Genomic DNA, 13,530 nt, shown 5'->3' on the forward strand with positions numbered 1-13,530 from the left:
CTCAAATATCCCGGGGGTCGCCGATGGGGCGCCATTGGTTCGAGATCCAATCGGCGACGGGCAGAGCCCCCGGCGCTCTCCAACTGCGAGGTGCATCCCAAATGCTGACCCTCACCTGTCCCTGCTGCGGCGTCATCGCCGAGGAAACCGAATTCGCCCCGGGCGGCGAGGCGCATCTCAAGCGCTTCGGGCCGGGCTCGTCGGATGACGAGTTCGAGGGCTACCTGTTTGCCCGCAAGAACCCCAAAGGCGTCCATTTCGAGCGCTGGCGGCATGCCTATGGCTGCGGCAAGTGGTTCCTGGCTGCGCGCGACACCAACACGCTCGAGGTTTTCGCCACCTACAAGGCGCAGACCACCGAGCCCCCCGCCGATGTGAACGCGAAGATCAAAGCGAAACGCCCCGACTGGGAGGGCTATAAATGAGCACGCGTCTTTCCAAGGGTGGTCGTCTGATCGACCGCGCGAAACCGCTCGCCTTCACCTTCAACGGCAAGCCGATGCGCGGCTTTGCGGGCGATACGCTGGCCTCGGCGCTCTTGGGCGGCGGTCAGGTCATGGTGGGCCGGTCGTTCAAATATCACCGCCCGCGCGGCATCGTGGCGTCTGGCGCGGAAGAGCCGAACGCGCTCGTCGGTCTGGGCCGTAACGCGCGGTTCGAACCCGATCAGCGCACCACCACGACCGAGCTGTTCGAAGGCGCCGAGACCACGAGCCAGAACCACTGGCCGTCGCTCGACTTCGATATCGGCGAGATCAACAACACCTTCTACAAATTCCTGCCCGCAGGTTTCTACTACAAAACCTTCATGGCGCCGCGGGCTGCGTGGAAGCACCTGTTCGAGCCGATCATCCGCAAATCGGCGGGCTTGGGCGGCGTGCCGAAAGAGGCCGACCCGGATCGCTACGAACAGGTCTATGCCCATTGCGACGTGCTCGTCGTGGGTGGCGGTGTGGCGGGTCTTGCCGCGGCGCTCAAGGAAGGTCGCGCGGGCAAGCGCGTCTGGCTGATCGAGCAGACCCCGAACTGGGGCGGGCGCACCCCGGTCGATGGCGGTCAGATCGACGGTCACGACGCGCAGAGCTGGATCGACAGCGCGCTGGTCGAACTGTCCTCGATGGAGAACGTCACGATGCGCACCCGCCTGATGGCGGCGGGCCTGCACGATCATGGCTATGTCATCGGCTACGAGAACCTCGCCGACACCACCCCCGGCGATGGCCGTCCGCGCCACCGCCTCTGGCGCATCCGTGCGGGCCACACGATCACCGCGACCGGCGCGATCGAACGCCCGCTGGCCTTCGCGGGCAACGACGTGCCCGGCGTGATGCTGGCCTCGGCGGTGCGCGACTACATCGTGAACTGGGCCGTTTCGCCCGGCGATCGCACGGTGCTCGTGACCAACAATGACGACGCCTACCGCACGGCGCTCGCGATCCTCGATGCGGGGCTGACGGTCTCGGCCGTGGTCGATGCGCGCGAGGAAACCCATGGCGCGCTGCCCGAAGCCGTGAAGGCGCGCGGCGTGCGTGTCCTCGAAGGGCGCGGGATCGCGAAAGTGCTGGGCCGCAAGGGCGTCTCCGGCGTCGAGATCTGCGCACAGGCAGGCGAGGGCGGTGCGGTCGAGATGATCGACTGCGATTGCGTCGCGATGTCGGGCGGCTGGTCGCCGGTCGTGCACCTGTGGTCCCATTGCGGCGGCAAGCTGACCTGGGACGATGCGCGCGCGATGTTCCGTCCCGATCCCAACCGTCCGCCGACCGGCGCGGACGGGACCGGCATGGCGACGGTCGTGGGGGCCGCCAATGGCGATCTGACGCTCTCCGAGGCGATGGGCGGTCTGGGTATCGGCGCGGCGTCCGAGGAAGAAGCGCCGCTCGCCCCGGTCTGGATGATGCCCGCAGGCGCGCCCGACGCGCTGCGCTTCAAGAGCTTCCTCGACTACCAGAACGACGTGAAGGTCTCCGACGTGCAACTCGCTGCGCGCGAGGGCTACGAGTCGGTCGAACATACCAAGCGCTACACCACGCTCGGCATGGCGACCGATCAGGGGAAACTGAGCAATATCAACGGGCTCGCGATCCTCTCGGATGCGCTTGGCCAACCGATCCCGGCCACTGGCACCACCACCTTCCGCCCGCCCTACACGCCGATTTCGCTCGGCGCTGTGACGGCGGAGGCCAAGGGCGAGCTGTTCCAGCCGCTGCGCCGCACCCCGATCCAGTCCTGGCACGAGGCCAAGGGCGCGCATTGGGAACCGGTCGGCCATTGGCGTCGCCCCTATTGCTACCCGAAATCGGGCGAAAGCCATCGCGACGCGGTCAATCGCGAGATCACCAATACCCGGAAGAATGTCGGGATGCTCGACGCCTCGACGCTGGGCAAGATCGTGGTGAAAGGGCCGGATGCGGGGAAATTCCTCGACATGCTCTACACGAACATGATGTCGACCCTGCCGGTGGGCAAATGCCGCTACGGGCTGATGTGCAACGAGAACGGCTTCCTGATGGATGACGGCGTCGTGGCGCGGCTCGACGAGGATACGTGGCTGTGCCACACGACCTCGGGCGGGGCCGATCATATCCACGGCTGGATGGAAGACTGGCTGCAATGCGAGTGGTGGGACTGGAAGGTCTACACCGCGAACCTGACCGAGCAATACGCGCAGATCGCCGTCGTCGGTCCGAAATCGCGCGAGCTGCTGGAGCGCTTGGGCGGCATGGATGTCAGCAAGGAGACGCTGCCCTTCATGAAATGGACCGAGGGCAAGCTGGGCACGTTCGACGCTCGCATCTTCCGCATCTCCTTCTCGGGCGAGCTGAGCTACGAGATCGCGGTGCCCGCGAGCCAAGGCCTCGCGCTGTGGAAGGCGCTCATGGCCGAGGGCGAGGCGCTTGGTGTGATGCCCTACGGCACCGAGGCGCTGCACGTGATGCGCGCGGAGAAGGGCTTCATCATGATCGGCGACGAGACCGACGGCACGGTGATCCCGCAGGATCTGGGGCTGAACTGGGCGCTCTCGAATAAGAAGACCGACTATCTGGGCAAGCGCGCGCAGGAGCGATCCCACATGACCGACCCGAACCGCTGGAAGCTGGTCGGCCTCGAGACGCTCGACGGATCGGTGATCCCCGATGGCAGCCACGCGCCCGCCGACGGGTTCAACGACAACGGTCAGCGCAACACGCAGGGCCGCGTCACCTCGACCTATTACTCGCCGACGATTGGCAAGGGCATCGCGATGGGGCTGGTACTGAACGGGCCCGACCGTATGGGCGAGGTGATCGAGTTCACCGGCGAGGGCGAAGACATGGTCAAGGCGCGGATCGTCGATCCGGTCTTCTACGATAAGGACGGGGAGAAGCAGAATGTCTGAGGCCGTCAGCGCCCTTTCGGGCCAGACCCACGAAGGTTTCGTCACCGTGTCCGAGGCCGGGCTGGTGGGCATGATCTCCATCCGCACCGATCTGGAGGCCAAGGGGCTCGCCAAGGCGCTCAAGGCCGAGGGGCTACCCGTCCCCGGCCCGCGCCGGATCGAGACTGTCGACGGGCGCTCCATCGCCTGGATGAGCCCGGATGAACTGTTGCTGATCTGCGCTCATGACGAGGCGCCCGCGCTGACCGATCGGCTGGCCAAAGCGCTTGCCGGGGATCACGCGCTGGTCGTCAACGTCTCGGATGCCCGCGCAATGTTTACCATTCGTGGGGACAAGGCGGATCAGGTGGTGATGAAGCTCTCGCCCGCCGATATCGCGACCCTGCCCGAAGGCGAAATCCGCCGCTCCCGCACAGCGCAAGTCGCGGCCGCGTTCTGGCGCTCCGGGGAAAGTGAAATCTCACTCATATCTTTCCGCTCTGTTGCCGGCTATGTTATGGGACTGCTTGAAGTTTCCGCCCGCGAGGGCAGCGATCTCTTTTAACATCAGGGCGTTGGTCTTGCATTAATCGGGCCGCTTCGTGCCCGATTAATTTGTCGAGGCCATATGTTCCGTCCATTTCTTTTCGCAGCTTTCGTCGTCTTTTCCGCTGGCCCGGTGCTGGCAAATCCCGAGCAGCCGAAGCTGCCGCGCGGGACGCAGGTGATGCGTTGCACCTTCGAGACCGGCCATCTGTCGAATTCGACACCCGGCGAGGTCGATCTGCTGAAAATCCCGGGCGGGGAATGGAAGGTCTATGACACGTTCCTCCATCATTTCGACTTGCCGTTGCAGCCGGTGCAGGTGCTTGTCGACAATCCAAAGCGCACGACGTTTGGCTGGAAGGTCGACAGGCTCAAGACCAAGCGCAACAAGTACACCCCGCGCGTCGAGTTTCGCGTGACCCGTTTGAAGGCGAGCGGTAAGGCCTCGATCGCGGTGCGCCCGCGGGGCTATCGGTCTGAGACGGCTTGGGGCTCCTGCGAGCCGATCCATGCGATCCGAGCCGGGGCAGGGGGCGCCGCCTCTTCGTCGTAGAATTCCGACAAGACATCGCAATCAGAGGCGGGCGCCCCTGAGCGTCCGTCATCTGTCGAACGTGCAGAGGGTGTTTGGCGGCACGTCTGGCCGTTGCCGACTTCTGGATGCGCGCGGACACGTTTTGCGACGCCGCGAGACGGAGGTTCAGCCCTCTAGGGTGACCCTCGTCCCTCGAGCTTCATGCGCGAGCTCGTCGCTCAGGGCACAAGGACGTCCTCGGACGCCGCCAAATCTGGGTGCTGCGTCCTGAGTGCGACGCGCGTTTCGCTGGCTTTGCGACGCGCGGCTGTCAGCTCCGCCATCGCCTGTTGGTCGTCGATGCGTCCGAGATCGGCGCCGCCGAATTCATAATCGAACGGGACGTCGTGAAGCTCAGGATCAACCTGGAAAATAATATCGTTAACCGCAAAGCTGTTTTTGCGATAGCCTTCCTCAATTGAGAGAGACAGGGATATCAGATGTCGACTGTTGAAGGGCGACATGAAGAAGTTTCGCGTAAGTGCCGGGAAAATGAGCCCGATTGTCGAGCTGTAGTATATTTCGAGGAACATGAGATCGACTTGGCGTTTCGCGGCGTTTTCGGGAAGCGTTTCGACCCAGTTCTGATACTCGGGAAGAAACGTCCTGTATGTCTTGCGGTCGAACGCTTTGCCCGGAACGATCAGCAGGCGTTTGACTTGCCAGCGTAGATTGTTCCTTCCGTCCTCGCCCAGCTTGTCGATGAACACGGCACGCAACAAGTCGGTTTGGTGGCCGCGCAGGATTACCATCCTATCCTCGAGGCATTCATGCAGCCCGTGAGCGACTTCTCGGGTCAGCTTTTTCTTGAACCCGAGCGCGGCATGGAATTCGGCTTCGAACCGCGAAACATCCTCTTCAGAGACCTTGATATTCCGCTTGTCGTGGATTTCATGGGCGACCTGCAGGACCTTCGCGAGTGTTCCAGCGATCGTTGCGTCGATCCTGCTCGCGTAATTATGGATATGGGTGAAAAATTGGTCGAAGCCCGCGAGGTTCGTGCGCGATATCGAAGCGAGCAAACGGCTATCCTGCCCTCCCGATAACGGGAGGGCAGTTTTGAAATTGGCGTTAATCTCTCCGATAACCTTAGAGGTTCGTTGAATTATTTCTCCGTAAATATCGTCATGCGATCGATCCGTCGTGAAATCCTCGTCGCGGGGCCAAAAGCGAGTTTCGGAGAAGTCATTGAGATTGAGATAGAAATTCGGATTACCGCGACGGACATCCTTATCGTAAGTGTGGAACAGGCTGTAATTGCCTTCGCCGCGCTCGATGAGAGAATGGTCGTATAGCGGATGAGGTGTTGTGTCGCGCTCGATGCAAAGGGCAAGGCTCGACGCGACCTGTCGTTCTTCACGGTCATAGACCATGCCATTCATGCCGACTGCGTCACTGTAAAATCGCTTTGAAGCGCCTTTGGCAATAAATACATTATACCGACCGGAAACATAAAAGAGCCAGTCTTCGAAATCCTCGAAGAAGCTATCGCGATCCAAATCGAGTGACAGGATTTTATGGGTGCCCTTCACCAACGTCTCGTTATCGACTCCGATACCGATGAAAAGGCCGATCACACGGCCCTTGGCATCTTCCAGCTTCGAAACGCATACTCCGTCGCCGACATGAAGGTGCCAGCCGCCGAAACTGTAACGCTTCAGGATCGTGTCCGTAATCTCACGTTGTGTCAGGAGATATTGCCAGCGCGAAATTTTCTCGAAATTGATGCCTGCTTTCGCGCAGTCGGACTCCGCTCTAATCGTCGTCATTCACAAATCTTTCTGAAAATTATGAATAGATTAAGATGCTGATAAAAATCGTTACGATCCTATAATCCCGGACGGTCTTGTCAATGTTGCCCATAGGGCGGTCGACAAGAAACAGGGGCCTCCGTGTTCCCAATGACGTTCTGGACCTGATCTTTCCAACAAATAAAAACGCGCGCCGGGGCGGGGCCTCGGCGCGCGTTCTGTTCAATGCAGGAAAGATTACTCCAGTTCGACCAGCAGATCCTTCGCGTCGATCTGGGCGCCCGGCGAGACATGGATCGCCTTCACCGTGGCTTCGCGGTCGGAATGGATGCCCGTCTCCATCTTCATCGCTTCGATGGTCAGGAGCATATCTCCCGGCTTCACCTTCTGGCCGACATTGACCGCGATCGAGGCGATCGAGCCCGGCATCGGCGCGCCGATATGGTTCGCATTGCCCGCCTCGGCCTTCGGCTTCGCCGCCGTCGTCGCCTTCACCGCGCGGTTCGGGACGCGCACGGCGCGGGGCTGGCCGTTGAGTTCGAAATAGACCTTCACCTCGCCCAGCTCATCGGTCTCGCCGGTGGTGAGATAGCGGATTTCCAGCGTCTTGCCGGGGTCGATCTCGGCGGAGATCTCGTCCTGCGGCTCCATCCCGTAGAAGAAGACCGGGGTCGGCAGGGTACGCACCGGGCCATAGGCTTCGTGGCGGCTCGCGTAATCGGTGAAGACCTTGGGATACATCAGGTAGCCCGCGAGATCCTCATTGTCGATTTCGCGCCCGTCGAGCTGATCGGAGACCTCCTTGCGGGCGGCTTCCAGATCGACCGGGGGCAGGTTCTTGCCCGGGCGCTCGGTCGAGGGATGCTCGCCCTTGAGCACCTTCTTCACAACACCCTCGGGCCAGCCACCGGGCGGTTGGCCGAGATTGCCGCGCATCATGTCGATGACCGAATCCGGGAAGGAGACATCCTTGGCCGGGTCGAGCACGTCTTCTTTCGACAGGCCCTGCGCGACCATCATCAGCGCCATGTCGCCCACGACTTTCGAGGACGGCGTGACCTTCACGATATCGCCGAAGATCTGGTTGGCATCGGCATAGGCCTGCGCCACCTCATGCCAGCGCTCTTCCAGCCCCAGCGAGCGCGCCTGCGCCTTGAGGTTGGTGAACTGGCCGCCGGGCATCTCGTGCAGATAGACCTCGGAAGCCGGGGCCTCGAGGCCGCTCTCGAAGGCCGCATATTGGTGGCGCACGGCCTCCCAATAGTTCGACATCATGCGGATCGCGTGGATATCGAGGCCGGTATCGCGCTCGGTATGGGCCAGCGCCTCCACGATCGAGCCGAGGCAGGGCTGCGAGGTGCCGCCCGAGAACGCGTCCATCGCCGCATCCACCGCATCGACGCCCGCATCTGCCGCCGCGAGAATGGTCGCGCCCGCGATTCCGCTCGTGTCATGCGTGTGGAAGTGGATCGGGATATCGACCTCTTCCTTCAGCGCCGCGATCAGCTTGCGGGCGGCGGCGGGTTTCAGAAGCCCCGCCATATCCTTGAGACCCAGCACATGCGCGCCCGCGGCCTCCAGTTCTTTCGCCATGCCGATATAGTATTTCAGGTCATATTTGGCGCGGTCGGGATCGAGGATATCGCCGGTGTAGCAGATCGTGCCTTCGCAGATCTTGCCGCTCTCGATCACCGCATCCATCGCGACGCGCATGTTCTCGACCCAGTTCAGCGAGTCGAAGACGCGGAACACGTCGACGCCGCTTTCCGCCGCCTGCTTCACGAAGAACTGCACCACATTGTCGGGGTAGTTCGTGTAGCCCACGCCGTTCGAGGCGCGCAGCAGCATCTGCGTCAGGATGTTGGGCATCTCTTCGCGGATGTCGCGCAGGCGCTGCCACGGGCATTCCTGCAAGAAGCGGTAGGCCACGTCGAAGGTCGCGCCGCCCCAGCATTCGACCGAGAACAGGTCGCTGAGGTTCGAGGCATAGGCGGGCGCGGCCTTGATCATGTCGATCGAGCGCATCCGGGTCGCCAGCAGCGACTGGTGCCCGTCGCGCATCGTGGTGTCGGTCAGCAGCAGCTTCTTCTGCGCCTTCATCCAATCGGCGACGGCTTTCGCGCCCTCTTTCTCGAGCAGGTTCCGGCTGCCCGGCTTTGCCTCATCCTTGTAGGCGGGCAGGCGCGGCGGTTTCGCCTCGGCATGGGGCTTGTTGCGGCCCGCGGTCTCGGGGTGACCGTTGACGGTGATATCCGCGATATAGGTCAGGATCTTGGTGCCCCGGTCGCGGCGCTGCTTGAAGTCGAACAGCTCCGGCGTCGTGTCGATGAACTTCGTCGTGTAGCTCATGTCGAGGAAGGTCGGGTGCTTGAGCAGGTTGATGACGAAGTCGATATTCGTGCTCACCCCGCGGATCCGGAATTCACGCAGGGCGCGGTCCATCCGGCGGATCGCCTGATCGGGATCCTGCGCCCAGGCGGTGACCTTCACCAGAAGCGAGTCGTAATAGCGGGTTATGACGCCGCCCGCATAGGCCGTGCCGCCATCGAGGCGAATGCCGTTGCCGGTGGCCGAGCGATAGGCGGTCAGGCGGCCGTAATCGGGGATGAAGTTGTTCTGCGGATCCTCGGTGGTCACGCGGCATTGCAGCGCGTGGCCCGAAAGCTCGATCTCGTCCTGAGATTTGGCGCGGATGGCCTCGGCCAGCGTCGCGCCCTCGGCGATCTTGATCTGGGCCTGCACGATGTCGATGCCGGTGACCTCTTCGGTCACGGTGTGCTCGACCTGAACGCGCGGGTTGACCTCGATGAAGTAGAACTTGTCCGAGTCCATATCCATCAGGAATTCGACCGTGCCGGCACATTCATAGCCGACCGCCTGACCGATCTTCAGCGCGAGCTGGCAGACCTCTTCGCGCTGCTCGTCCGAGAGATAGGGGGCAGGGGCGCGTTCGACGACCTTCTGGTTGCGCCGCTGCACGGTGCAGTCGCGCTCGTAGAGGTGATAGAGATTGCCATGCGTGTCGCCCAGCAGCTGCACCTCGACGTGGCGCGCGCGGATGATCATCTTCTCGAGATAGCCCTCGCCATTGCCGAAGGCGGCTTCGGCCTCGCGACGGCCCTCGCGGACCTTCTCGACCAGTTCTTCCTCACCGAGGATCGGGCGCATGCCGCGACCGCCGCCGCCCCAGCTGGCTTTCAGCATCAGCGGGTAGCCGATCTCGGCGGCTTCTTTCTTGATCGCGTCGAAATCCTCGCCCAGCACTTCGGTCGCGGGGATGACCGGCACACCGGCCTTGATCGCCACGCGACGCGCCGAGGCCTTGTCGCCAAGCGCGCGCATCGTTTCGGCCTTCGGGCCGATGAAGGTGATGCCGGCGGCGTCGCAGGCTTCGACGAAATCGGGGTTTTCCGACAGCAGGCCATAGCCCGGGTGGATCGCATCGGCACCGCTTTCCTTGGCGACGCGGATGATCTCTTCGATGGAGAGATAGGCGCCGACGGGCGAAAGGCCTTCGCCGATGCGATAGGCTTCATCGGCTTTGAAGCGGTGCAGGCCCAACTTGTCCTCTTCGGCGTAGACGGCGACCGTCTTCTTGCCCAGCTCGTTGGCGGCGCGCATCACCCGGATGGCGATCTCGCCACGGTTGGCCACGAGGATCTTGTTGAACATAGCGTTCTCCCTGTTGTCGAAAGTGGCCGCTACGGTACAGTTGCCGCGCCGCAGCGCAAGGGCCTACCTGCAAAGTTGGGCAAATTTACTGACCAAACCGCTCGGGTTTGCAAAGTCACGCTACGCGACCGCAGGTCCGTCCCGGCCCGTCTGGGATTGACTAGACCGGCGCTCTGGGCAAGGTGGGGCGCATGATCGATCTGCGCCCGGTTGGATATATCATCGGAATGCTGACATCCGTGCTGGGGCTGACGATGCTTATCCCGGCGGCGGTGGATTTGGGTTATGGCGCAGCGCATTGGCTGGTCTTCGTCGAAAGCGCGGTGCTGACGACGACGGCGGGGGCGCTGCTGGCGCTGGCCTCGCGTGACGGGCTGGCCCGGACGCTGTCGATCCATCAAAGCTTTCTGCTGACCTCGCTCGTCTGGCTGACGCTGCCCTTCTTCGGAGCGCTGCCTTTCATGCTCGGCGTGCCGCATCTGTCGCTGGTCGATGCCTATTTCGAGGCGATGTCGGGGCTGACCACGACCGGCACCACAGCGATTCCGCATCTCGACGGGTTGCCGCCGGGGGTGAACCTCTGGCGCGGGCTGCTGCAATGGCTGGGCGGTCTGGGGATCATCATCGTCGCGATGATCTTCCTGCCGGTGATGAAGGTCGGCGGGATGCAGTTCTTCCGCTCGGAAGGGTTTGATACGCTTGGGAAAATCCTGCCGCGCGCGATGGATATCTCGACCGCGCTGATCCGCATCTATGTCGGGCTGACCATCGCCTGCGCGCTGACCTATCTCGGCCTCGGGATGAAGGGGTTCGACGCGATCATGCATGCGCTCACCACGATGAGCACGGGCGGCTTCTCGAATTACGACGCCAGCTTCGCCACCTATAAGGGCGCGCCGGAATACGCGGCCTCGGTCTTCATGGCGCTGGCGGCGATGCCGTTCATCCGCTTCGTGCAGGTGATGCGCGGCGACACGATGCCGCTCTGGCGCGACCCGCAGGTGCGCGCCTTCCTGCGCTGGATGGGCTATGCGATTGCGATCATCGTGCTTTACCGGATGATCCGCCATGAGGCGTCCTTCTGGCCGACGCTGCGCGAGGTGACGTTCAACGTGGTCTCGACCTTCACCGGCACGGGCTATGCCTCGGAGGACGTCACCCAATGGGGGCATCTGGCCTTCACGATCCTGCTGATTTCCGGGCTGATCGGGGGCTGCACGGCCTCCACCGCTTGTTCGGTCAAGGTGTTCCGCTACCTGATCCTTCTCGAAGCGATCAAGGCGCAGATCCAGCGGCTCTACTCGCCGCACCGTCTGCTGAAAGTGCAATATGACGGCCGCCCGGTCGAGGATAGCGTCGTCAACTCGGTGATGGCCTTCTTCTCGCTGTTCATCCTGATATTCGGGATGCTGATCATCGCGCTGACCTTCACCGGCCTCGGAACCGAGACGGCGATGACTGCCGCTTGGACCTCGATCGCCAATATCGGGCCCGCATGGGGGCCCGAGATCACCGCGAACGGCTCGGTCGCGGATTTCCCTGACAGCGCGAAATGGCTGATGAGTGCGGCAATGTGCCTCGGGCGGCTCGAATTGATGAGCGTGCTCGTGCTGTTGCTGCCGCGCTTCTGGCGGGGCTGATCACTTCCAGCAGGATATCTGCACCACCATCCCGTCCGCGATCTGCTGCAGGTCTTCCGGGTCGCGATTGGCCGAGATGCCTGCGGCTTTCGGGGTGAAACCGTTGTCCGACAGGCCCGGCGCCATCGCCTTCGCCTGCAGCGCAACAGTCAGGTTGTCGGGCAGCACCCGGTTCGCGTCGCCGCCCGAGGGCAGCAACATCCCCACGACCGCGCCGGAGCCGTCGAGCACCGGCCCGCCCACGTCGCCCGCGCGGGTCTGCGCCTCGATCCGGGCCTGACTGTCTTGCCCCTCCAGCCCCTTGAGCGCGGAGAGCGTGCCAAAATTGAGCACCGGCGCGGAGAGCGCTTCGGGATAGGAGAAGCCCGCCACCGCCACCTTGCTCCCGGCCATCGGGGCATCGGGGTTGAATTTCGCGACTTCCTTCGGCGCCAGCGTGTCTTTCGGGGTCAGAACCGCATAGCCCTTGGTGCCGCCGTCGAAGCTGAGCGAGGCGGGGTGATCCTCGATGGTGATCCGTCCGCATTGGTCGAGCCCCTCGGCGGCGGTCAACACATGGCCATCGGCATCGATAAAGAAGCCCGAGCGCGAGAAGATCGGCGCGCGTTTCTCGATCCCCGCCATCAGGGCGGCCCGCGTCACCGACATCGGCTGGCCGAGTGTCGCGTCGAGCGACGAGGTGCCGATGGGCGTGAAGCTCTTTTTCATCGCGTCGAGTACGCGGGTCCTGCGCGTGTCGTCCCCGGCGGGCCAGACCAGCGTGAAGCCCTTGATCTGCCCGCGCGAGAGTTCCGCATGGGTGTAGGACTGCACCGCGGTGTTCTGGCCTTCGATGGTGAAGCTGTTGCCGCGAATGTTGCGGTCACCGCCCGTCGGCACGATTTCGAGCGTCTGCATCGCGTCATAGAGGCCCCGCAGCCGGGCCGCATCGCCGGGCTGCGAGATCAGCAAAACCTGCACGCCGCTGCCATCCTTGGGCGCGTAATTCACGAAGGGCGCGTTGTAGCGGTCGAATTTCACCAGCCCCATCGGCAGGTCGATCCGGATGCCGGCCTGATCTTCGGTCACGGTCTGCAGCCCCAGCGCCGCGCGCTCGGAGGCAACCTTGTCCAGAAGCGCCGCCTGCTGGGTCGAGGACAGCACGCCCGTGGGCTCGTAATCGTTCTTCATCTGCCAGTCGGCGATCGAATTGCGGGTGCCGCGGCCGAAAATCCCGTCGATCGCGCCTTGATAGCTGCCTTCCCATTCCAGCGCGGTTTGGATGTCGCGCTTGGTCTGCGGATCGAGCGCAGCTTCCAATCGGCGCGAATCCCGTAGAGTCTCCACAGGTTCGGGCGCGGGGGGGACCTCTTGCGGGGCGGCGGCTGTGGTTGTGGTGTCGGGGCTCACCGGCTCTGGCGCGGTGGCGGTGTCTTGTGCGGACGTGTCCGGGGGCGTGGCCTGGCCATCCGTTTGCGCGGTCGCATCCGGCCCGTCCAGCGGCTCCACGTCGATCGGGGCGGGCATCGGCGCGCCGCGCACGTCGCTTTGGGTGTCGGCTTGTGGGGCGGGCTGTTCGGGCGCCTGCGCGGGGGCGTTCAGGGTCGCGCCGACCGGCCAGAACTGCTGGCGGAAGTTGTTGCCATCGGCCACGAAACTGTCGCGCGGGATCAGCCCCTCGCGGCGCAGAACCCGGCGGCGCGCATTCGCCTCCGCATCATCGGCAAAGGGGCCAAGCGCGATCGCATACCAGCCGGAATCGAGCCGGAAACCGGTGGTGTCGGGGAACATGCCTGCCCAGTCGCGGGCGCGCGCTTCGGCTTGGGCAAGCGAGCTTTTCGCCTCGATCTGCACCCAGGCTTCGGCCCAGGCCGTGCCGGTCCAGACCATGCCGGTGAGGCTCGCTCCGACGACGATCGAAACTGTCCGTGAAAGTGCCCGCATTGCTGCCCCCGTAATACCTGATTTTCCCTCGACCTTAGCGCAACGAGGGGCGAGGTCACCCCCCAAACG

At 63.4% G+C, this 13,530-nt stretch carries 8 protein-coding genes; 5 read left to right on the forward strand and 3 right to left on the reverse strand.

Annotated features, from left to right (window positions below; translation table 11 throughout):
* Positions 1-101 precede the first annotated feature (101 nt).
* From BMI89_RS05300 to BMI89_RS05315, 4 genes are all read left to right on the forward strand, one after another.
* A complete protein-coding gene (locus tag BMI89_RS05300; RefSeq protein ID WP_078570099.1) occupies positions 102-425 on the forward strand; it encodes a sarcosine oxidase subunit delta in 324 nt (107 codons plus the stop codon).
* Complete coding sequence (locus tag BMI89_RS05305) at positions 422-3,376, forward strand: sarcosine oxidase subunit alpha family protein (RefSeq protein WP_078570100.1); 2,955 nt, start codon at positions 422-424, stop codon at positions 3,374-3,376. The genes BMI89_RS05300 and BMI89_RS05305 overlap by 4 nt, the downstream gene beginning before the upstream one ends.
* Positions 3,369-3,920 carry a sarcosine oxidase subunit gamma family protein gene (locus tag BMI89_RS05310; protein WP_078570101.1) on the forward strand — a complete coding sequence of 184 codons (552 nt, stop codon included), beginning with the start codon at positions 3,369-3,371 and terminating at the stop codon, positions 3,918-3,920. The genes BMI89_RS05305 and BMI89_RS05310 overlap by 8 nt, the downstream gene beginning before the upstream one ends.
* Positions 3,921-3,983: 63 nt before the next feature.
* Positions 3,984-4,454, forward strand: coding sequence for a hypothetical protein (locus BMI89_RS05315; protein WP_078570102.1), 471 nt, complete (start codon positions 3,984-3,986; stop codon positions 4,452-4,454).
* Between the two features lie 200 nt (positions 4,455-4,654).
* Here BMI89_RS05315 and BMI89_RS05320 read toward each other — a convergent pair whose 3' ends face one another.
* Together BMI89_RS05320 and BMI89_RS05325 are read right to left on the reverse strand one after the other, a co-directional pair.
* Positions 4,655-6,244, reverse strand: coding sequence for a hypothetical protein (locus tag BMI89_RS05320; protein ID WP_078570103.1), 1,590 nt, complete (start codon positions 6,242-6,244; stop codon positions 4,655-4,657).
* 219 nt (positions 6,245-6,463) lie between these two features.
* The gene (locus BMI89_RS05325; RefSeq protein ID WP_078570104.1) at positions 6,464-9,898 is read right to left on the reverse strand and encodes a pyruvate carboxylase; all 3,435 of its coding nucleotides are present in this window, start codon (positions 9,896-9,898) and stop codon (positions 6,464-6,466) included.
* A gap of 191 nt (positions 9,899-10,089) precedes the next feature.
* Between BMI89_RS05325 and BMI89_RS05330 the strand changes: the two genes are divergently transcribed.
* Positions 10,090-11,538, forward strand: coding sequence for a TrkH family potassium uptake protein (locus BMI89_RS05330; RefSeq protein WP_078520279.1), 1,449 nt, complete (start codon positions 10,090-10,092; stop codon positions 11,536-11,538).
* Here the strand turns inward: BMI89_RS05330 and BMI89_RS05335 are convergent, their stop codons facing one another.
* Entirely contained in the window at positions 11,539-13,461 is a 1,923-nt protein-coding gene (locus BMI89_RS05335; RefSeq protein ID WP_078570105.1) for a trypsin-like peptidase domain-containing protein, read from the reverse strand.
* Positions 13,462-13,530: the final 69 nt, after the last annotated feature.

The organism is Thioclava sp. F36-7 (genome assembly GCF_002020075.1).
Taxonomy (GTDB): domain Bacteria; phylum Pseudomonadota; class Alphaproteobacteria; order Rhodobacterales; family Rhodobacteraceae; genus Thioclava; species Thioclava sediminum.

Coding starts and splice junctions, on each gene's coding strand:
- BMI89_RS05335 (WP_078570105.1), bottom strand. CDS start 13,461: ATGCGGGCACTTTCACGGACAGTTTCGATCGTCGTCGGAGCGAGCCTC.
- BMI89_RS05310 (WP_078570101.1), top strand. CDS start 3,369: ATGTCTGAGGCCGTCAGCGCCCTTTCGGGCCAGACCCACGAAGGTTTC.
- BMI89_RS05315 (WP_078570102.1), top strand. CDS start 3,984: ATGTTCCGTCCATTTCTTTTCGCAGCTTTCGTCGTCTTTTCCGCTGGC.
- BMI89_RS05305 (WP_078570100.1), top strand. CDS start 422: ATGAGCACGCGTCTTTCCAAGGGTGGTCGTCTGATCGACCGCGCGAAA.
- BMI89_RS05325 (WP_078570104.1), bottom strand. CDS start 9,898: ATGTTCAACAAGATCCTCGTGGCCAACCGTGGCGAGATCGCCATCCGG.
- BMI89_RS05300 (WP_078570099.1), top strand. CDS start 102: ATGCTGACCCTCACCTGTCCCTGCTGCGGCGTCATCGCCGAGGAAACC.
- BMI89_RS05330 (WP_078520279.1), top strand. CDS start 10,090: ATGATCGATCTGCGCCCGGTTGGATATATCATCGGAATGCTGACATCC.
- BMI89_RS05320 (WP_078570103.1), bottom strand. CDS start 6,244: ATGACGACGATTAGAGCGGAGTCCGACTGCGCGAAAGCAGGCATCAAT.